The organism is Leptolyngbya boryana PCC 6306, assembly GCF_000353285.1.
Lineage (GTDB): Bacteria > Cyanobacteriota > Cyanobacteriia > Leptolyngbyales > Leptolyngbyaceae > Leptolyngbya > Leptolyngbya boryana.
The window spans coordinates 74,824-96,462 of sequence record NZ_KB731325.1 but is presented as its reverse complement, the minus strand read 5'-3'; the positions used below and the strand labels follow the sequence as shown (position 1 = coordinate 96,462).

Sequence of the window (21,639 nt, the reverse complement as noted above, 5' to 3'; positions counted from 1 at the left end):
TTTTGAGAGTTACAACATCGATTGTTCGTCCTCTTTCAACTCCAACTGATAGACTCTCATCGACTGATGTTCTGGCATCATCCGCCAGTAATATCCATCCAGCGGTGCTGGAGATCGATCGTCGCAACGGTACATAAAGATTGGTTCTCGACAGCGGGCAGCTTGTTTAAGCTGCTTGCTCATAACTGGAGTATCTTCAGCTTCCATCCAGAACAAGTGCGCTTTTCCAAAATAGTTGTACTGCATCAAACTGAACATCAACCACTCGATAACCTCTTGAACTGTTTGGGGTAGAACTCCGGAGACATCCTGCCCATAGCTTCTCAATGTTGGAGTTGTACTCTGAGCAGCGGAGGAGGATCGAGAAAAAAGTTGAGAAAAAAAGCTTTGCATAGGCTTGAGTGCATCGTTGCCCATTCATAATGCCCACTGATTTCGCTTCTCAAAAAGTTTTTGTCTCGCTTGGTTCTGAAATCTCAGTGCTGGAAACGGCAAAGTTGAAGCGAGCAATTTGCCATGACCTCAGTTGATTTAATTATCGAGCGTGAGATAGACCTCATGTTTCTGAAAAACCTTCTTCCAGATACTCACATCGCAGACCTCGTTTTTTACGCAACGAATGGGAGATAGCCAGTCTATTCAGCAGTATGCACGTTACTCTGCGATCGCGCTTGTCCAGTTGTGGTTGTCCTGGAGTTTCAGTATCCAGTCGCAATCCAAGAAAAATTAGATTGGCGACCACGCTATTGTTCCCTACAAGGTATTGCTCGTCTCCCCAGCGATCGCATCGATATTTGATACATGCTTCAAAAACTAAGTTTCCGCTGAATTCAAAGTCGAGTCTTTCAGAAGAGTTCGATCTCCTTACCCCATCCTAAGTTCAGACACTCTAACGGCACTCAGTTATTCAAAAATTGATTGAGTTCTTCTCTAGGGTCATTCAGCAAGTGGCTTGACAGTTATCTCTGCTGTTCTTCAATGAGCTTGGATGCATTGCTTTGTCAGCGGGAAGGCAATTGTTAGATGTCAAGCACAAGTTCGAGTCGCGACAGTGACAAAGACGGGCTAGTAAGAACTAAGAACATTCTTGGTTAGTCGCGAGATCAAGAACAGTAATCGCTAAAGAATGACAGATTAAAGTTGTGCAGAATGCTCAAGGTAACTGCACGACAATGATGATCAAAATGACAACGAAGATCGAGACGACAATTAAGATCGAAACGACAGCTAGGAACGTTTCGGTTGAACGGTCTCTTTCTTGGCGGTCTTCGATGCTTCAGAACGAGACACTGCCGATTGTTTGCGGTAGCTCTCGGTCTGAATTTCAACAATCAAAGCATGATGCACCAAACGGTCAACGGCTGCGACTGTCATCATCGAATCGGTGAAGATAGCATCCCATTGGCTGAAGGGCTGGTTGGCAGTAATCAGTAAGCTTTTGCGCTCATATCGATGAGCAATTAGCTCAAACAGCACGGAGGTTTCCGCCTCAGTCTTTTTGACATAGCCCAAATCATCAAGCACGAGTAGGTCAAAGCGGTCTAGCTTCTTCAGCATTGCTTGCAATTGCAGTTGCAGCTTTGCTTGCTGTAATTGCTGGACTAGAGCTAAGGCAGAAAAGAACCTGACTCGCTTACCAAACTCCACCATGCGGCGCGAGACAGCGCTTGCTAAATGTGACTTTCCAACGCCTGAAGCTCCGAACAACAAAAGGTTTTCGGCGCGTCCGAGCCAAGTAGGATCATCCGCCATCTGCATCAAGGGAGCAGGGTTGAAGCTCGGACAATGGGAAAAGTCAAAGTTGGAAACCGTTTTTCCGCTTGGCAGTTGGGCTTCTCTCAGAGCGCGTTGGATACGGTTGCTCCATCGGTGTTGGACTTCCGATTCGCACAGAACCAGCAAGAACTGTGCGTAAGACCAGCCTTCCTGCATCGCTTGTTGTTCGAGTGTTTCCCAGTGATGCAGCCATGTGAGGTAGGTGCAGTCGTTTGAGGTGGAGGCTGAGATTCTGATACGGACTGGTGGGCGGGTTCTCGGTGCAAGAGTTGGTCATAGTGTTCTAAATTGTGTTGAGTCGTCGTGAGATTGGGCAGGCTTAGATCGCTCAAGAGTTGAAACTGCTTGCGGAGTGTAGCCAGGGTCAGGCTATTTGCATTGAGTTGTGCTTGCAGGTAGCTTGCTACTGCGATTTCTTTGTCTTGCGTGGTCGCAATGTACAGAGCTTCTACCATCAGCACCGCAGCACTGTCGAGGTCGAACCGGCATTTGAGTTGCGACCAAAGCTCCCGCCATATCTGATTTGGCAGAAGTTCTTGTTGCCAGGTACAGTACAAGAAAGCTCTGGGCTTGAGACGTAGCCCTTCTGCAATATGCCGATAGTTGATGCACCGAGCGCGCCGTTTTGCTTTATCACTGACTCGAATGCGAGGGAGCTCCACGACTGAGTGACGATTGAGGTAGCCGATAATCCGGTCATGGTAGAGATGCAGTTCGAGTGACTGTCCAATCAGTCGAGATGGAACCGTGTAGAGCACACAGCGCACATCAATCGTACTGCGGCAACTGACCGTTGCGGTGAGCACCTCATAGTCAGGCACTCGATACTTAGGCAAGGGTTGCAAATATTGTTTCTCCTCCTCAATTTTTCTGGGATGGAGATCGTTCAATTTGGCAATCGCTCGATTGATCAGGTCTTGATAGTCAGCGATGCTGTCAAAGTCATGACTGCCTCTAAGTAAGAGCATTTGCTTGATGCGATTCTTTAAATGTCCGTGCGGTGACTCTATCCCTCCATTCTCATGAGCGATACCAGTATTGTTGCGCGTTGGTTGCATTCGGTAATGACTGCATAGGTCATCATACAAGCGCGTCAAGGGCTTATTTCGCGCTCCACCCATGTTGCGATAAGCCGCACTGAGACTATCGGTACGATGTTGCTTCGGGACTCCTCCACAAGCAAACAGCGCATTCTGTAATCCTTCCGACAATGCAATAAAGCTCTCACCGCCCTGAATGATCTGAGCGTACTGCCAGCCACTGTAAGCCAGTCGGTAATGATACAACAAATGCTCAAATGGCTTGCCCGCAATCCTGATCTCAATTCCTTTGAGTTCGGTGAAATCCGATAAGCCCATCATCCCCGGTTCATGCCGTAGCTCGAACATGATCTCTTTCGGTTCGCCATGCAAGGCTTTCCAGGCGGCAACTCGTCGTTGCACCGTGCGAAGCACTTGGGGATAACTTGCCGGGATAGCGCTCTTGCAGCCATTCAAATAGCGTTGTCGGCTGAAGACCAGGATTTGCTTTGAGCATGGGTTCAAGTTCAGATTCCCAAACTTCTGCTAACGGATCAGGGGTGCTGCGCCAGTCACGGATGCGTCCTCGATTCGGTTGATGGTCGCCTGCTTCGATGCGCTGTCCGGTTCGGGCAGAAAAGCCAGCCAGTTCTGCGGCTTCTACTTGCGTGAAGCCTTTTTCTCGTGCGGTCATATACACTTGGACTTGATATATTTTGACTTTTCCAGACACTCTTCGCGTCTCCATGTATCGATGGAACTCTCTCAGAGTGTCTTTTTCTTGCTCGGCACTTGACTCGTCGAGTCAAGCAGTACGCAATCGTCCGGAGAAAGGTTTAGCTCGCCAATACCCTGACGTTCGTTCGCCAGTTGTATTGTCACCTAACAGGCAATCAAGACAGCTATTTTAGCGATCGCTAATTTGAGTTTCTTAGAATGATGCAGGTGCGATCAAGCAGAGCAGCATTTCTGCTGATTCTGTCTCCGGCCCATTATTTTGCGTTATTGAACAGTGGCAAGTTAGTTCGCAAACGTCTGACAAAATTTGGAGATCTGGCTTGACCAGTGTCTAATCTGTTCGCCCGTCACCAGTTATTCGATGTAATCAGATCGTTGAGGTGATCAAACTGCGATCGTGGAGCAGAAATAATGTAATCAACAGTGCGATAGCAGTTTTATAAATCCGACATTATAGTGTGTAAAACCAACATCCATCCCTGTCAGGGGCATCTTCTGAGAGAGTTTATCCGTTTAGCAAAAGCTTTATTCTCTCTAGCCTTGAGGCTTTTTCAATAGAAAATGTAGGAGGGCATTTTGCCCTATAAATAAAGGGGGCTTTTAATGATAGAACGTTAAACATTCGACCTTTATTGCCACTCCTGACATACCTCTCGCATTGCTCTTAGCATTTCTTGCAGCGCATCATTGCCACCTGTGGATTCCGGAAACTATGGCAGTTGAAAGGAGAAAAGATTCCGGAAATTATGGCAGTCCATTTACTTATGCAATAGTAGGTTGAGAGTTGTCAAGGCTTTTGTCAGTACTATCAGTTTTTTTAGCTTTAGTGGTTGGTGCAGCATCAGGTAGATCGAGGTCAAGTTTACGCCCTTTCAAGCGATAGGAGGGACCAGAAAGCTTGAGATAGTCGCCATGATGGAGAGTGCGGTCGATGATGGCTCTGGCGAGTTCTTCATCATGCAAAACTCTTCCCCATTGAGCTAAAGGTTTATTGGTGGTGAACAAGGTGGGCTTACCTTGATGATAACGATGGTCTACAAGCTGAAACAAGACATCAGCCGCTCCTGCTCCATAGCCCAAGTAACCCATCTCATCAATGACCAGCACATGGGGCTGAAGGTAAGGTTTGAGAGCCGCATTGCGGTCAGGAGCAATCCGCAACTCGTTGATCAAGGTAGCAGCAGTGGCAAATCGAGCAATGAAGCCATTTTGAATGGCTTTGTAAGCAATGGCAATGCAGAGATGTGTTTTTCCAGTTCCGGGTGGACCTTCTAAAATCAAGCAACGATGTTCACTGACTAATTCAGGACCGAGAAAGCGACCGAGCATTTGCCGCTTGAGGTCACTGCGAAACGTAAAGTCAAAGGTTTCGATGGTGGCATGAAAGGGGAACTTCGCACGAGCGATTAAATTGGCAATCCGACCTTCCGTGCGTTGAGCAATTTCTTCACTCAAGAGGCGTTCTAGAAAGGCAGTATAAGACCACTGCTCCCGTTCAGCTGTCGGGATCAATTCGTCAAGAATGCGATGGATGGCATTTAGCCCCAATCGTTTACACAAAATATCTAAGGTCATTGGCTTGTGTTTATCCATGCTAGAGAACGATGAATCAGGCTAAAAAGCTTGACTCCGTTTTGATTGAGCAGAGCAGCGACCCATGAGCGGAAATCAGCCATCAAGCCTGATGGAGAAGCGATAAGAGATCGCAAACTGAAGCGCTTTCCTGAACTATCGCAATCAAGTACTCAGCGCCGAAGCATCGTTGTTCTGTAGCTAATGCAATCGCCGCTAATAAATCGACTCGCCCAATACACTGGTAGAGATCGTAAATCTGCTCAATGTCCTTCTCCCAACCTTGGGGGCGACGATGCACTAGCTCTGTGAAGTACGGTTCTACACTGGGGTCAAGGTCTAGTAGTAATTGACGTTGAGCATACGGCTTCCCGCGACGGAATCGAAATAGCTCTTGAGCATGGTCAAATTGTACACTGCTTTTGCCATTGTCTGGCATCCTCGGATGCTCGCACAGCTTGCGTTCTCCCAAGTAGATCACTATCGACGATTGTTGAAGATGCAACGTTACCGTCTGTCCAATCGTCTCGGCTGGAACAGAGTATTCAATCCCACGATAATGCACCCGTGCGGTCGGTCGAACGACCACACTCACTTTGAATGCATAAGTGTCAGCCGAATGCCCGCAGGGTTTGAGGGATTCTCTCACTAACCGAGCTTGTGGGATTTCTCCAGTTGCATCACAGACTCGCTCAGTGTTGACGTACTCAACCCAGCTCCGTAACTGAGCTTCGAGGTCGGCGCGATCTACAAAGTTGCGCCCGCAAAAGAAGTTACTTTTGACAAACCCCACTAAGTTCTCCACGGACCCTTTTTGCTGCGGTCGGTAGGGATAGCAAGCCAGGGGAATAAAGCCACAGTCCATCGCAAGTTGCCCAAATCGTTGCGTCCAGTTGACCCGGATTGTGCCATCATCGAGTACCTCGCGCGACTGTACGACCGTACTCATGTTGTCAAACACGCTCATCAGTGGCACTCCACCGAAATGAGCATAGGCTCGTAGTAAGCTTCGGACGACGGTTTCTTGCTGCTCGTTATCAACCACTTGCACATCCACAAATCGCGAGTACTTCAATCGGGAAACAAAGAAGCGCACCACCGCTTGAGTCCCATCGCTATAGGTCACTCGTCGTTGTCCAAAGTCATGCTGGGAAAACTCCCCAGGTAGCCCCTCAAAGCGGACGATGGGAATCGGGGTCTCAGTCGGTCGTAACCGTCGCACCATTTCGTACACCGCACTCTTGCCACCCTTGTAGCCTTTCTGCCGCAGTCGGGCTAAGACTTCGGTGCCCTTCATTTCCCCATCTTCAGGCTTACGTGATTCTGCTAACCATTGGGCGATCTCTGCTTCAAATTCATCGACCCCGCTCGGTCTTCCCACCTTTCGGCTTTTCCGGAATTCCTCTTCGTCTACATCTTCAACTTCTGGCTCGTGTTGAATCCGATGAATTGTTCGCTCACTGGCTCCGGTGAGTTTGCTCACTTCTGCCACTGGCAGCTTTGCTTGCCGTAATTTCTGAACCATATAGCGCTCCAGGGGGCTGTACATCTGAGTTTTTCAAGGAGATCACATTCCCCTTCTTCTGGGTTTTTGCGATCGTCCCTGAGGAGAAACTCATCTGCCATAATTTCCGGAATTCCCTCTGCCATAATTTCCGGAATCCACACCACCAAGAGTTAAGACGAAGGAAGTTAAATTCGCTAGGGTTGCTATTAATTCATAGCGATGTAGAGCAGAGAAAGCGTGTAAGGTTTCAGACCAAAAGCGTGGAGTAGTAGATATGCACGTCAATTGTTGTGTAAAGCATTGAAGTGCTTTTGCTTTGTAGTAGAGATCCCGCATCTTCTTTACACATTCTAAGGATTCGTTGATTGATGATTCTGGCAAATGAGGCACTAAAGCACACAACGCAGAAGCACGCGCAGACTCGTTCCCAATTTCACGTGTCACTGCAAGTGCTTCACCCGCCAGCTCCGGCAAGCGAGGTACTAAAGCACACAAAACATCAGCACGCGCAGACTCGTTCCCAATTTCACGTGTTATTGCCAATGCTTCGCCCATCAATCCCTCTGACAGATGAGGCACTAAGGCACGCAGAGCATTACGTGCAGACTCGTTCCCAATTTCACGTGTCACTGCAAGTGCTTCACCCGCCAGCTCCGGCAAGCGAGGTACTAAAGCACACAAAACATCAGCACGTGCGGACTTATTCCCGATTTCACGTGTCATTGCCAACGCTTCGCCCATCAATTCTTCCGACAGATGAGGCACTAAGGCACGCAAAACATTAGCACGCACAAACTTATCCTGAATTTCACGTGTCACTGCCAGCGCTTCACTCATCAATCCCTCTGACAGATGAGGCACTAAGGCACGTAAAGCATGAGCGCGCGCAGATTCATCCTCAACCTCACGTGCCACTGAAAGTGCTTCACCCGCCAGCTCCGGCAAGTGAGGCACTAAAGCACACAACGCAGAAGCACGTGCAGACTCATTCCCAATCTCACGTGTCACTGCAAGTGCTTCACCCACCAGCTCCGGCAAGTGAGGTACTAAAGCACACAAAACATCAGCACGCATAGTCTCATTCCCAATTTCGCGCATCACTACTAACGCTTCGTCCAACAGTTCCTCTGATAGATGAGGCACTAAAGTCCGCAACGCAAAGGCGCGAAAGTACTCAAACTGAATTGCGCGTGTCACTGCTAGCGCCTCACCCATCAATTCTTCCGACAGATGAGGCACTAAAGCACACAAAACATCAGCACGCGCAGATTCATTCCCAATTTCACGTATCACTGTCAACACTTCACCCCTCCATTCTCCTGATAGGTAAGGTATTAAAGCACGCAATACATCAATGCGATTAGACTCATTACTAATTTCACGTGTCACTGCCAGCGCTTCACCCACTAATCCTGGTAGGTAAGGTACTAAATTGCACAATGCAGAAGCACGGGCAAATTCATCCTGAATTTCACGCGTCACTGCCAGCGCTTCACCCACTAATCCTGGTAGGTAAGGTACTAAATTACACAATGCAGAAGCACGGGCAAATTCATCCTGAATTTCACGCGTCACTGCCAGCGCTTCGCCCATCCATTCTCCTGATAGGTGAGGTATTAAAACACGCAACGCATCAGCACGTGCAGACTTATCCTGAATTTCGCGTGCCACTGCTAGCGTTTCACTCACCAACTCTGGCAGGTGAGGCACTAAAGCACACAACGCATGAGCACGTGCAGACTTATCCTGAATTTCACGTGTCACTGCCAGCGTTTCACTCACTAACTCTGGCAGGTGAGGCACTAAAGCACGCAATATATCAGTGCGAACAGATTCATCCTGAATTTCACGTGTCACTGCTAACACTTCGCCCATCAACTCTTTTGGCAAATGAGGCAAAATTGTCGCAATTGCATCAGCACGCCGCCTTGCCTCTGGTATTTGCTGTACATAAGCTAACCCCTGGTTCGGCTTCCAGAATCCCTTCTCCACCAACGCTGCAATCAATTCTGGAGGAATGTTGCTCGCTAGACTATTGAGCGAACCATAGATCAACAGATAGCGACATTGCCAATAAATCGCACCCACCGGATTAGTTTCGCACTGCTGATCCGCCCATTGCCATGCTCGCGCTACATCTTTGACAAAATTCGCTGTCTGCCCTAACGACTCGCAAGCAACAAACCACCCGTTTTGCCCTGTTGTTGTACGCTCCTTCAGCAGGGCATGAATCTCCTCAACCTGTCCCGCCTGCTCCAAATGCCATGTGAGTTGACTGTGAATATAGCTATCTTCCGGTAAGCTGTGCCATCCTCCCTGATCCGTCTTCTCCCTATACCGCTGCAAAAACTTAGTATGGGCATCTACTAACGTCATTCCCAATCCCGGCAGATCCTGCTCATACTCCGGTTCAGGACTACCTGTGAGTAAACGTTTTGCCAAATTATGAATCAAGTCATGAATCCGATAGGTCGGCTTTTGTCCCACCTGCTGCACGCCCGCTAGGAGCAAGGCACGAGATCTCAACACCCGTAGCGCCGCCCCCGCTTGCCGCGCCGTCATCTGCCACAATGTTGCCGTCACCTGCTCCGTTACCAATACATCCTCTGGCAAGACACCCAACCAGGCAAACTGCCGTTGTTGCTCCGACGATAGCCGCTGCACACTCAAATTCAAAGATGCCAACAGGCTATACCGCTTACCATAGGCGGCACTCACTTCCACCGGGCGATCCAACGTCTCTAATCGTGCTGTCTCCGCTTGCAGATCCTCTAACAACTCACTAAACAGCACACCATCATCAATCTGGGCAGCTGCCAACTCCAACGCCAGTGGCAAATGCCCTACGGTTTCTGCCAACTGTGCCGCTTGCGATCGCTCCATCGCAATTAACTTTCCCGGATACTTCTTCGTCAACAGCTCCAGCGACTGCTCCGGCTTCATCTCTTCTAGGTCATAGCGTTTGGCATCCGCGATCGCTGCCTCCCTTGTCGTCACCAACACCCGACACCCCGATCGCCCCACCCGAAACGGCTCTACATGCTCCGGCGACCACGTATCATCCACCACGAGCAACACCCGCTTGTCATACAACAACGTGCGCAGATGACTTGATGCACCCGAAATCGTCGTCGGTTTATAGTCGCGATCGCCCAATGCCTGAATCCAATCGCAGAGAAAGGAGAGAATATCAGGGTCTTGCCCCAAGGTTGCCCACAGCACGCCATCGCAGAATCGCGCTTGCACCTCCGCATCATGGGCAAGCCACGCCGCCAACACTGACTTCCCAATGCCGCCCAACCCATGAATTGCACTCACAATCAACGTGGCAGGTTCATCAAGGCCTTCCCGCATTAACAGGAATTTCACCGCATCCTGGTGCTCTGGACGTTCCACAAAATAGTCGGGAAGAGGTGGCATTTGTAGCGGTTTGCCAAAAGTCGGACGACCCTGCCCCACAAACACAGGGACGTGTGGAGCGTGAATCTGAATCGCTTGTCCTTCTTGATTATTTTGTTGATTTTGCAGTGATTTGCTAAAGAGAAAATTAAGGCCACATTTCTCTGGCTTTATAGGCGTGGGTTCTGAGGACGCAACTATCGGATTTACGGTTTGTTGTTCCTTTGATTTGAGTGGTCGCTTAGTTTCCCAGAATTGGTCAAACTGATTTACATTCTCAGTTGTATCTCTTGACCACAGCGTTAACTTGAAGTGCCAATGTTCAGTTCCTTTTGGATTTTCTCGAACATCTTCCAAAATGTTCAGGAAATCTTCCATGCGGCTTAAAGCTTCTCGAATCTGGGGTTTGGTTAACGGCGTTCCGAATCCATCCTTTTTACACAGTTCTTCGAGTGCTCTCAGGGTTGTTCGCACAATCAACGTTGGCGAGTCTGCTTCTGGCTGCCAGGAGCATCGAACTGGAATCTGCTCAACGCCCTCTAACTCATCTTGGGCAAATGCTGCGATCGCAGTGAAGAGGCGTTTTGCTCGATATTTGACTCGAGGACCATAGGTAGCTCTGGGCATGGGATAGAAAGGGCAGCGACGAATGGGAAACAGAAAGTTTGGGGCACCCCCTTGGGGTATCAGGTACCCCGAACCACTGTAACATCCGCTTAGGGTACCTACTTGCCCCTCTGAATCTTGGTTTGCATTGGGGTCTACCCGCAACGTGAACATCAATCTGTAATCTTCGTTCAGGTTCTTTTAACAATGGAAAACCCACATGATGTTCACACCCAATCTTCTTTAAGTCATCAAATCGCAGAAGAAATCTTGCGTCAGAGCCACATCACCTTCAATTCAGCTCATCGGAGTTTTCAAGCTGCACTGATCATGACAGGGGCAAGCGCCCTCATCAGTATTGCCGGAGTCGGTCTCCTGCTCACAGAGCGCACGTCTGAAGGCGCGATCTCAACTGCTAGCGGACTCGTTTCAGGCAGCAGGTTTCTCACCCTAAAAAATGAGGCAGAAAAGCGCCTTCAAGATGCTAACGATCGCCTTGACAAAATCCTGGCGACCCTATCTGACGCAGAATAGCTACGCTCACCCGCGCCAACTCTCCGAAGTTGGCGCACTATTCCTGATGAAGTTTAGGAAATGCTTCCCCTGTCAAAAAAGGGGTAAAAACGCAATCAAAGGAAGGTAACACAGCATTTTTCTAGCTCATCAGTAAAGGAGCGTTTATTGATGACGTACAAACGATCTATTGCATGACTCCTGTAATCTAATAGCAGCTAAGAAACCGCAGAACGCTAGGAGAATCAATTGTTGAGAGATTGCGATAAGTTTAGTCCCTAGGCACATCAACAGATCTCTTATGCAGATCTGAACCTGTCGAGTGGAGAACCGCATTCAGGATCTCGCTATGTTTCAGGAAAATTTTCTTGTGCAATAAGGGATTTATTTTGCCTATCTTACACAAGATTGGAGTTTACCTGTTTCCCATGAACTGCATTCTTCATCTTCAAGTCATTGATCGCATTTCTCACCCCTCAGACATCGCCTCTTCCATCCAAGGAGGACGTTTCCCAACATAATGATTCTGCGTTTTTCCGCTCTCATGCCAGTACGCATACCAGTAGGGTCCATGCCCCACCTCCGAAACCTCTCCATCCATACACGAGCAATCCGCCCGACCACAGCGCCGCTTCTGCAACACATAGGTTTTTCCTTGATAGTTGCGCGTCTCAACTCCGCTTGGAGCTACATCAGCTCCAAGCATTGAATTTTCTTGCAGCCGCTGACCGAGCCAAATGTAAAGCTGCTGCTGCTCATCGGAACTCAGACGATTAATGGAGGCTTGCAAAGACGTGATCGTAGGTCGGCGCGGCATAATTTCTTGTGTAACTATGATTTTATTGTACCTAAATTACACAAGAAATTGCCCCGTATTTGGAAGTTAGCTCAGCTAACTCTCAAGGTCTCCGAGGATCAGTTTAATTTCAGCCTGATGTTTCGGCTGAATCTTTCTTTGCCCCTTAAGCCAGCGTGTCACCAATGAGCGATCGACGTTCAATTTGTCTGCTAACTCTGCTTTGGTCATTCCTTTCGCATCCAGTGCAGCTTGAATTGCCTCACCTGTTAGAGCCGGAGGTTGAGCGGGAGCCGGAGGAGCCTTCAATGCAACGGGAGAATGATCTTCGAGCTTTTCTTGGATTTTTTCGGAGGGCTTGATGATCACGATCGCTTTAAGCCAGGTCGCTAACCAATTACGAGGACGATAGCTCGTCGCATCGACCTCATCACTCACTGCCCAAGCGGGTCGAATACTCTCTGGATACGTTGCTGGATCAAAGCCAATTTCCCATCCCAGCTCTTTCAGCGTTAGCAATGCACTATCCCATTGATTGATGACCTTCGTTCGACGAACCCGATTCTCTCGAATTTCTTCTAGTAGTTCAGTTGGCTCCAGTCTTTCCAGGAGAGTTCTGACTTCATAACGACCTTCTTCCCGAATCCGACTCATGATTGTGAGGAAAATTGCTAGCTTTGAAGCCAAGCGCTGACGATAAGGGTTAATTTGAAGGGTACTTTTTGCGAGATAGCCATATTGAAAGAGCGCTTCCTTCGCACTCACATCACTCGCATTCAAAAACTTTTCAGTCCAAATTCCAGGGCGCACTTTGATGTATAGCTCATCTGGTTCCCCTGGTTCATAGCTTGGAGAACCAGAGCGATTCGCATTGACCGTCAAAGCGAGTTGACCTGAATACCCCAGCCCTTCGAGTATCCACATTGCACCTCGCTCAACGTTGTACCGTTTTTCACCAATATTGATGTTACTAACCAGCACAGCAAGGCTACAGACCAATTCTACTAAGCTGCCAATCTTTTTGAGCTTCTGCGCGATCGTAATGTCTGTGCGTTTATCCCAGCCAAACAGTCGGATCAGATCCGTCCCCTGCAACCGAATTTGGTCAGCCCACGGCTCCTCAGAGTCAGTTGCATACGAAGCGAAGATGAGAAAAACATATGCGGCTTCAGGACCAAAATTCTTAATAATCTCCCAAGCAGCTTGCCCTGGAACCAATTCCATCTGCTGGCTGGAAGGGCTTTGACGGACAATGTTGTGCTGGATGAACCCGCCACCTACTAGCTTTTTCCAGTAAGGATATTCGCCATTTTCCCATTGAGAGTTGATCAGTGCTTGAGCACCCGTGAGAATGGGGTAGCCTGTCGCAACTCGTTCAATATCTGCATCCTGGAATAAAGGTTCTCGCGTTTCCTCAGAATCAACGGTTTCAATGCCTAACAATTTATCAATTTCAGATGCTCCGTATGTCGGAAGATTCAAGTGTCTCAACCACTGACTCGCTGTATGCCAAGCACAGGCACTCGTAACTGAAGACTCGCGCCACTTATCGCTATCTATCATGTCACGCTCTGACATGATAGATAGCACTCCAAGCTCTGACGGCATCCGTGATTCTTGTTGCCACTGATCAAGATGAACCAGAATCCAGGTCGCTGTCTGATGCCAAAACTCATCTGTCTTGAGAACAGAACGAAACCGTCGCTCCAGGCGTTGAATCGATCGCTTGTCTAAAGCTCCAATCCTCTCAGTCTCTCCATAGAGATTGACAACATCTTTATTCCCTTCTAGGCGTGAGTGATCAGACTGCAATCTGAACTGATTAATTCCTGCTGCAACATTCACAAGAATCAAGCGCAAAAATGACTTATCCCCCTTCAGTTTCGCAGCATAAGCTTGCACCCGAGCTGAATTGAGGGAAGCGCTCATCAATTCAGAAGCATCGGAGTTAGACAATACCGATAGTGAGTGGGAGTTGTCTAATTGAGTCACATTAGTAAAAGAGATCGACATGCGGAAAAGTATACCGCTAAGCGCTAAAAACCACTTTGCTAAAGCGAAACTGTCAACACCCATGCTTCAGGATGCTGTGACCTCGGTAGGTGTAAGGTTCAGCTTCTGCAGAGGATTGATGCGATCATCGAGTGTCTTTTCTCTAGTTCAGAAAGACTAGAATCGCGAAACATTCACTCTAGAATCCGCTAACATTTCGTGCATTTGTTGATCGTTGCTCTGATTGTCAACGCGGCTCAATTAAACTTCATCACCGTTCTGGCGGCAGGTTGTGCAATTTAATCAACAAACCTTCCATGTTGAATCAATTCTATAAACTCTTAATAAATCGCAATAATTGACAGAGTTGACTGAATGACTCGTATGTAGAAACATTCCTGCGGGTACTTCCACTAATGTGGTCGCTCACCGTGTTGACAGAATTGACCGCTCATCTAGAATCTCGCAACATATCCCAGCCTATCCCAACCGACATCTCAATCCTGTTGCCAGAATTGACTGTCCAACTCGCATCTTGAAACATTGCCTTGACCTAGTTCTAGTCATGCGACCGCCCATCGTGTTGACAAAATTGACCGTCCAACTAGAATCTCGCAACATATCTCAGCCATACCCCAACCCAGTTCTTGATCGCGTTGACAGAATTGCCATCACAACTCGCATCTTGAAACGTTGCCACGATCGCCTAATCTTTAGCGCTCTCATCTTCTAGAATCGCGACACGAAAAAAAGTACTACTGAATTTTAGAGACTAGGATCTGACAACAATCGCAGTTGCAAAACCCTTACAACAAAGCAGGTTCAGCAACAATTGACAACTCTAAGGGAGTTTTCGTATTCCATTGTTGACTCGCTCATTCTGGGCAAAAACAGGGTGTTTAATGATCCCACGACCTTCGGTTGCAGATCTTTTGATCTAAGGTAGGATCGAGCGCAATAGGACAGGCGTTCTTTTGAATTAACAAAGGAGGACTATTTAAAAAGCAAAACCCCGACTGTTTGCGGCAGTAGGGCTGAGCTTAATCTAATAAAACTTCTCCAATCGGAGAGAAGGTACAGGATACCTTGACGGGCACTCTAACTGCGACGAATTGGACACTCGTGGAGCATTGTTAGAAGTGACCGTAGTTACTTCGTGTCTCTATTATGTCATATCGAAAGATGAGCGCAATATCGATCGAGATGTTTTTTGGGATTTCACTGGAATACAAGTTGAGATAGAACGCGCATTTTTTCTGATCCAATTCGTTGAGACACGCTTGGTATCCCTTTCATGCACTTCAGAAAGGGATTCAAAGGGTGAAAAGTCGCGCTTTGAATCTCCCGAACCTTAATTCATCGGGAGCAATAAAATGACATCTTTCAATGAGGATGCTCGGCAATCGCAGGAGCATTCCTTTGATGCAGGCATTTTGACATCGCTTCGGTCAAATGTGCTGCCATCCCAAGAAGACACCCAATTCGAGTCTTCTTTTGCCGACGTATTTCGACGCGAATGTTTAGACGGCTCTGCGATCGCACCAGAGCTATTTGAAAGCACCATCAAGGTTGTGTCTGACATCCAGGTCAGTTTAGGTGGGGATGTCGAATCTCCGATCGCCGATGCCTTGAACTGGGTCTATAAGCGGTTTGGCAACGAAGCTCGCCCCCATCAAATGGCAGCCCTGTTCACAAACGAAGACGGCACCATCTGGCAAGCCAAACTAGAAACACCGTGTTTTGATCGCGAGAAAGGTAAACCTCGGAAATATGAAACGCCGATCGGGAATGGTTCCCGTGCTTTCTTGCCAACGATTCCAGCATCAATTCGCGATCGCATCTCCGCAAGATATCACGTTGAAATTCCACAGGAGGGATCATTCTGGACGTGGTTAGAAGCTCGACCTAATCTGCCGATTATTTGGACTGAAGGCGCTAAAAAAGCGCTGGCTCTCCTTACCCAAGGCCATATTGCAATTTCACTATATGGCGTGAATGGGGGATATCGTCGTTTGTTCGACGGAAGCCGCGCTTTAATCTCGGATGTCATTCGCTTTTGTCAGGTGGGACGACCACATTTCCTAGCGTTTGACCAAGATGAAAGTCCTCAAACGCGACAGCGGGTTGGGTGTGCGCTGATTCGATACGGCAATCTACTAGAAGCAACTCAGAGTCACGTCTCTGTAATGACCTGGAAAGGGGCAAAAGGAATCGACGATCTGATCGTTGCAGAGGGCATTAAAGCGTTAGAAACGGCTTATACCGATGCGCTCAAGCTCTGTCACTGGAAGTTGGAACATAATTTATTTCATCCACTTCAATCGCCGGTTGCGCGATCAGTGAATGCCCCAGATTTATCGAGTCTGAGTCAAGCCACATTCCCACAAGCAGGGATTGTGGCATTCGTGTCGCCGAAAGGAAGTGGAAAAACAAAACTGCTGCGATCGCTCGTTGAAACAAGTCCCAAAGTTCTATCCGCCACGTTTCGGATTGCACTCGGCAGAAATCTCGCAAACCGTGTGGGCTTAGATTGGCGCGGCGATCTCGATAAGGTGAATGGATCATTTATTACCGGAACAGGCTACACACTACGCGTTGGGTTTTGCGTAGATTCCCTGCTCGCAATCGATCCAGAACAGTTTCAAGACTGCGACCTAATCATCGATGAATGCATTCAAGTCGTTCGTCATTTGCTCACATCAAGCACCTGTGCCAAAGACGGGAAGCGCCCTGCGCTACTGGCACGATTTCGAGAACTGCTAAAGGTAGCAAAACGGGTATTCGTCGCCGATGCAGACTTGAACGATGCTGTCCTCAATTATCTCCAGGATTTGCGTGGTGATAGTACCCCACCTTTTATTGTTCGCAATGACTATCAGCCTGATGGTTTTCCAGTGACGCTTATCGAAGCCCCCGATCGCACAGCCGTGACTCAGAAGCTGATCGATGCGATCTCTGATCTGCCAACTGGACAAACGATCTTTGTTGCTACCGATAGTAAAGCAACGAGTCAGGCGATCGCCCAAATTCTTGATCGCACGTTTCCTGAGAAACGGGTATTGGTCATCAACTCCGAAACCAGTGGGGGACAGATCGAGCGGGAGTTTATCGAGCAGCCGGATCGCGTTCTGACGCAAGGCATATTTGATGTCATCATTAGCTCGCCCTCGATGGCAACCGGGGTCAGCATCGAAATTCAGGGGGTGATTCGCGAAGTGTATGGCATTTTTACTGGAGTTGCCGGAACTGATGCCGATTTATCTCAAGCCCTAAGCCGAGTGCGAGAGCCTGTTCCTCGTACCGTTTGGTGCACCCGCATCGGCAGTAACTTCTCGAAGGTGAGTCGCGCTACGCATCGGCGAGAGGTGAAAAAGCACCTGTTTCATTCGACCTCAGCAATGGTGCGACTGATCCGCTCCAATCTGCGCGAAGACACCGCACTGTTTATCGATCGCTATTCCTGGGACGATGATCCCCACCTCAATCTATTTTGTGAACTGAGTGCCAATCAAAACGCTGCGATGTATCAGCTTCGCGATGCGCTCTATGTTCGGCTGCGGCGAGAAGGCAATGCTGTAACCGTCTGTTCAGCGACAACGAACTTAGCGGTTCAAACCTTATTCAAAGAAACGCGCAAAGAGCAGCGTGAACAATCTGCGATCGCGATTTCTCATGCTCAGGATCTGAGCTTTGCTGAGATCAAAGCCATTCAGGAAATGAGCTTAGATCACCAACCAGGAGCACAATCCAACGAGCGAATTTCTCCAGAGCATCAACAGGCAATGAGTAAGTTCCATCTCAAAGAGTTTTATGGATTGGAAACCGTGACTCCCGAAGATGTGCTGTGGGATCAAGACGGCAAGCGCCGAGTTGAGATTACTTCACTCGAAGTGCAGCTTGAACCCTCACTTGCCCAAAACCGCAGTGTCAAAAGTTTGGAACAGCAAGCAGTTTGGGGGAAGTCCCTGTGTGCATGGGATCTCAATCAAATTGAATTGCGGCGAGCCTTGCGAGAAGAGCTTGGCATCACTAAATTTGTCGATCGCATCATTCAAGGTGCGGAATGGACAAAATACGACCTCAGCGAGATCGCGCAAAAGGCGAGAGAGGCTCACCATGAGGTGAAAATTGCGCTTCACTTCAGCATCAATGCCACAATATCCGATACTCAAATCGTTCATGAACTTCTCCTACAGCTTTGTCTAAAAGCAACATTTCGTTGGAGTAGATCGGTGGCAGGACATGAAGGTGAGAAGCTCAAAGTTTACTCGCTCAACTCAGAACACTGGCAAAAGGTTGAGGCAATTTTAGAACGTCGCAAACACTGGCGAGACGCTGGATCGCCCCTCTGTGAGGAATTAATTAATGATACGGGTGATCCAGATGTAGACGACGCACCCGAACCGGAATGCGAACTGCTCGAAGACGCACAGGAGTATGGCGAGGAAGTCATCGCGATCCTTTGGCGGGGAATGCGGGAATCGGTGAAGGCAAGGATTTTGCCGAAATTGCCTCCCGCGATCATGCAGATTATTCGTAATGTTGAAGCCTACCCACTGTTGTATCAAGCAACAGGCTAGGTGGGGTCAGAGATCGCTTTCGCAAAGCGGCAGAAGGAAATTCAGGTACAGTGGAGTATCAATTATCACTTCCACTCCCCAGAGTCTATGGTCGAATCCCTTCACCATCCAATTTTTTGTTCCTGACGGAGATCCAGAGGGCGTGCGAATCATTGATCGTATGAACTGGACAAGGTTAGGGATCGTATTTCCGCGTGAGAAGTGGTAAGACACTCGCACTCGTATCGAATTCGATCGCACAGGGGTCTAGATTCTGGTGGGCTACCGACAGGATGAGGCAGATGATCTACCAATTCTGTATGTCGGGCAAGCTGATGAAGTACGATCGCGAATTGATGCCCAAGACAAGCAAAAAGGATTTTGGAATTGGGGCATAGTATTCGTCTGCATACATTTCAGTAATTGATTTCAACATTGTGGTCGAGAGTAGCCTCGGAAACATCAAAAACAATAATATAGTACATAACAACTAAACACTGCGCTATGATTACGCCAAAAATTCTGCTGGCAGGAGTACTGAAATGGAAAATCGTGAAGCAATTCGAGAATTCATTTGTTCTGTAATCGTTACGCTCCACAACCCACAGACACTTGAGCAGATGATGGTAAGATGCCCCCTCACTTGAAAGCCTAATTGCCGCAGCAATTGGAGGTGGACTCCACAGCGAATTAGAAATTTCAGTATCATCAGAGCAAGCGGACCAAGTTTGTACTGTTCTGGCTGGCATCAATGCCCAACGCGATAGCTTTCAACGAGAAGCCGCCTCAGAACAAATCACGCTAGAAGCGTTGTATGCCAATAGAATCGTTGAGGTTTCATATCTCACTGTGAATGGTAGAATGCCGTTGAGTCTGCCTGATATCCCTGAAGTGCCTGACAATCTACTTGATTCAGTCAATAGTCTCTATACTGCCGCAGAAGAGTTTAGAGATGTCCTATTGTTCGCTTTAGCAAAGCTTCCTAAAAATGTTGTTGATGAAATGGAATCGCATCTAGGCTATGTTGAAAATCTAGAACGCATTCTAAATAAGTGGAAAGTTCATTTTGATCGAGATCAAGCGATTGAGGAATCATTAGAGAAAATCGCCTCATAATGTTCCACCACAGGAAAGGGATCGTAGAAGTGGTGCAGGAGCGATCTCCATTCTTGGTACCGCGGGGACTGGCGGAAGCCAATGATGTGATCTTCCAGCGTTTGCCAACGAACCAACAGCACATAACGAGACGGCTTTTCAAGGCAGCACTGAAGTTCATGAGAAACATAACCCGGCATCGAAGCAATAATAGTTGAGGCGGTCTCAAAAGCAGTTTCAAACTCAACTGTCAGTTCCGGCTTCACATCCAAAATAGCAACTTCCAATATCACCGTAGGTGCTCCAACAATTCTTTCCCGTTTTCGATCGTAATAGCGCCCAGTGCTAGGAATCGCCTAGTCCACCGGAATCCGCTTTCAAAGCAAGACTTGAGAATGAATAGTTTCCGCCCTTGCGCGATCGCAGCTTGAGCTTGAATTAGGCAACCACTCGTATCTGACGCTTCCACGATTACCGTTGCCAAACTCAACGCCGACATTGTTTTGTTCCGCTCTGGGAAGAACTCGCGATTTTGCTGATAGTCCTGTCGGGAATATTGAACGAACGGAACTTGACTTACCACCAGATGCTGTCGAACAAGTTCATTGTGTAGAGAAGTATTCTGGCGTGGATATACACAATTCAAAGCAGTGCCAACGACTGCGATCGTTTTGCCGCCAGTCGCGATCGCTTCTTGATGAGCAGCCGTATCAATTCCCTCAGCGAGACCTGACATCACGGTGAATCCGTTTTTTATGAGAAGACGGGCAACCTTGCGCGATCGCGCGATTCCATTCGCAGTAGCTTTGCGAGACCCAATTACTGCCACCGACTGCGAGGAAAGCAGATCCAAGTTGCCTCTGTAGTAGAGTACTTCGATGGGTGACTGTGCATCCTGCAATCGTGTTGGGTACTCGAAATCGCCATAGAACAAAGCAGAATACTTCCGAAACGGCATAAGCCGCTCCGTCTCATGTTTGACTCGTTCAATCTCCGCGATCGTAAATCCTTCCGCTTGGGCAACTTGTGACGGCAAGGCATGTCTGTATCGTTGGAAAAGAGCTGCCATTTGCACTGTAGTTGAGTATCGGGTCCACAGGGACTCATAAGCTGCAATTTCCCAAGTTGGACGAATCACATTGAAGCCGATATTGAACGTTTCTGTCAGCATGTTTTAACCTTCTGCTGTTGAGCATATCCAAAATGTCAATCCTCGTGAGCGGAAAAGTAATCTTATGGATGAATAACAAACAATTTGAGACGATTGCACGATGCTTGACACCTGCAAGCAACGCCCTCAAAGGTTCGTTTCACGCTAATCACAGACCTTACAGTTTTGCCTGAATGATCTGGTTTGCCGTTAATTTGAGATTTGGAAACGTAGGAATATTAACAATTTCATCTCCACGGTAAACGGCTTCGTCGTAAAGTCCATCACGCAGCGTAAGAACGGTGACTCGCTGCTCCATAGGCTTCTTGTTTTGGTTCACTTTCACCCAGTCAACCAAGATATAGCAACCGATCCCCAAAATGTTGTACTCGGCTCGTTTCTTGCGGTGGTCAGTGATCTCAGTGCCTGTACTGACTACTTCAACCACCAAAGGGGGAGGGGGTTCATCCAGTTCAATGACCGCTTCCCGCTCTGCCATTTCTACCCATTGCTCAGTTCCCATCACTACAACGTCTGGAACCCGACTTGTATCGCGCCTTCCCACCTGCGGAACGCGCACCGCAACTTGTCCACCCATTTTAGAGATCCAAGGCAGGTTGGTTTTGGCAATTTCTGCTTTGAACTGGTCGTTGAGGAATTCCATGATGTCCCCATGTCGTCCTCTGGCTTGTCCCATTTCAACTAACACCCCACGATCAAGCTCGTAGAGGGCATCGGTGCCATCTTCATAAGCAAGCCATTCCTCAAATGTAAACAGTTTTGATAAGGTTGCAGTCATTGCGATCGCGCCTTTGAGAGAAGGGAAGAATCTGGTTTCAACCATCTTGCTCTTAATCATAGCCCTAGCGTTAGGTCTTGAGGGAAGAGGATCTAGACCAAGGGGCGCATTCTATCAA

At 48.2% G+C, this 21,639-nt stretch carries 12 protein-coding genes and 1 pseudogene; 2 read left to right on the top strand and 11 right to left on the bottom strand.

Features of this window, described 5'->3' with window-relative positions; all coding sequences use genetic code 11:
- Positions 1 to 9: 9 nt before the first annotated feature.
- The 6 genes and pseudogenes from LEPBO_RS41975 to LEPBO_RS38910 all read right to left on the bottom strand — a co-directional run bounded on the left by LEPBO_RS41975 (position 10) and on the right by LEPBO_RS38910 (position 10,638).
- On the bottom strand, positions 10 to 393 hold the full coding sequence (locus LEPBO_RS41975; protein ID WP_144056412.1) for a hypothetical protein: 384 nt from the start codon (positions 391 to 393) through the stop codon (positions 10 to 12).
- An 834-nt stretch (positions 394 to 1,227) separates the two neighbouring features.
- Positions 1,228 to 1,932 (bottom strand): IS21-like element helper ATPase IstB, encoded by a 705-nt coding sequence (istB, locus tag LEPBO_RS38925; protein WP_071596253.1) that lies wholly within the window; start codon positions 1,930 to 1,932, stop codon positions 1,228 to 1,230.
- Positions 1,814 to 3,528 (bottom strand): annotated as a pseudogene (gene istA / locus LEPBO_RS44960) (IS21 family transposase); the annotation flags it as partial. The pseudogene istA (LEPBO_RS44960) and the gene istB (LEPBO_RS38925), both read right to left, overlap by 119 nt.
- Before the next feature lie 767 nt (positions 3,529 to 4,295).
- Positions 4,296 to 5,108 (bottom strand): IS21-like element helper ATPase IstB, encoded by an 813-nt coding sequence (gene istB / locus LEPBO_RS0131425; RefSeq protein ID WP_144056281.1) that lies wholly within the window; start codon positions 5,106 to 5,108, stop codon positions 4,296 to 4,298.
- A gap of 100 nt (positions 5,109 to 5,208) precedes the next feature.
- Positions 5,209 to 6,654 carry an IS21 family transposase gene (gene istA, locus LEPBO_RS0131420; RefSeq protein ID WP_225885671.1) on the bottom strand — a complete coding sequence of 482 codons (1,446 nt, stop codon included), beginning with the start codon at positions 6,652 to 6,654 and terminating at the stop codon, positions 5,209 to 5,211.
- A 66-nt stretch (positions 6,655 to 6,720) separates the two neighbouring features.
- A complete protein-coding gene (locus LEPBO_RS38910) occupies positions 6,721 to 10,638 on the bottom strand; it encodes an NB-ARC domain-containing protein (protein ID WP_172410518.1) in 3,918 nt (1,305 codons plus the stop codon).
- A 186-nt stretch (positions 10,639 to 10,824) separates the two neighbouring features.
- On the opposite strand from LEPBO_RS38910, the gene LEPBO_RS0131410 reads away from it, so the two are divergent.
- On the top strand, positions 10,825 to 11,151 hold the full coding sequence (locus tag LEPBO_RS0131410) for a TRADD-N-associated membrane domain-containing protein (protein ID WP_017291574.1): 327 nt from the start codon (positions 10,825 to 10,827) through the stop codon (positions 11,149 to 11,151).
- Positions 11,152 to 11,599: 448 nt separating this feature from the next.
- Here LEPBO_RS0131410 and LEPBO_RS38905 read toward each other — a convergent pair whose 3' ends face one another.
- Together LEPBO_RS38905 and LEPBO_RS38900 are read right to left on the bottom strand one after the other, a co-directional pair.
- On the bottom strand, positions 11,600 to 11,947 hold the full coding sequence (locus tag LEPBO_RS38905; protein WP_017291573.1) for a DUF6788 family protein: 348 nt from the start codon (positions 11,945 to 11,947) through the stop codon (positions 11,600 to 11,602).
- Between the two features lie 75 nt (positions 11,948 to 12,022).
- Positions 12,023 to 13,855 carry a helix-turn-helix domain-containing protein gene (locus LEPBO_RS38900; RefSeq protein WP_017291572.1) on the bottom strand — a complete coding sequence of 611 codons (1,833 nt, stop codon included), beginning with the start codon at positions 13,853 to 13,855 and terminating at the stop codon, positions 12,023 to 12,025.
- A gap of 1,436 nt (positions 13,856 to 15,291) precedes the next feature.
- Between LEPBO_RS38900 and LEPBO_RS0131395 the strand changes: the two genes are divergently transcribed.
- Positions 15,292 to 18,498 (top strand): plasmid replication protein, CyRepA1 family, encoded by a 3,207-nt coding sequence (locus LEPBO_RS0131395; RefSeq protein ID WP_017291571.1) that lies wholly within the window; start codon positions 15,292 to 15,294, stop codon positions 18,496 to 18,498.
- A gap of 1,055 nt (positions 18,499 to 19,553) precedes the next feature.
- On the opposite strand, the gene LEPBO_RS41380 is transcribed toward LEPBO_RS0131395, so the two are convergent.
- The 3 genes from LEPBO_RS41380 to LEPBO_RS0131370 form a co-directional block, all read right to left on the bottom strand.
- Positions 19,554 to 19,865: an antibiotic biosynthesis monooxygenase family protein gene (locus tag LEPBO_RS41380; RefSeq protein ID WP_071596252.1), complete on the bottom strand. Its 312-nt coding sequence runs from the start codon at positions 19,863 to 19,865 to the stop codon at positions 19,554 to 19,556.
- Positions 19,862 to 20,743, bottom strand: a complete 882-nt coding sequence (locus LEPBO_RS0131375) for a DNA-processing protein DprA (protein ID WP_017291567.1) — start codon at positions 20,741 to 20,743, stop codon at positions 19,862 to 19,864. The genes LEPBO_RS41380 and LEPBO_RS0131375 overlap by 4 nt, the downstream gene beginning before the upstream one ends.
- Before the next feature lie 157 nt (positions 20,744 to 20,900).
- The gene (locus tag LEPBO_RS0131370; RefSeq protein ID WP_199323920.1) at positions 20,901 to 21,566 is read right to left on the bottom strand and encodes a Uma2 family endonuclease; all 666 of its coding nucleotides are present in this window, start codon (positions 21,564 to 21,566) and stop codon (positions 20,901 to 20,903) included.
- Positions 21,567 to 21,639 lie beyond the last annotated feature (73 nt).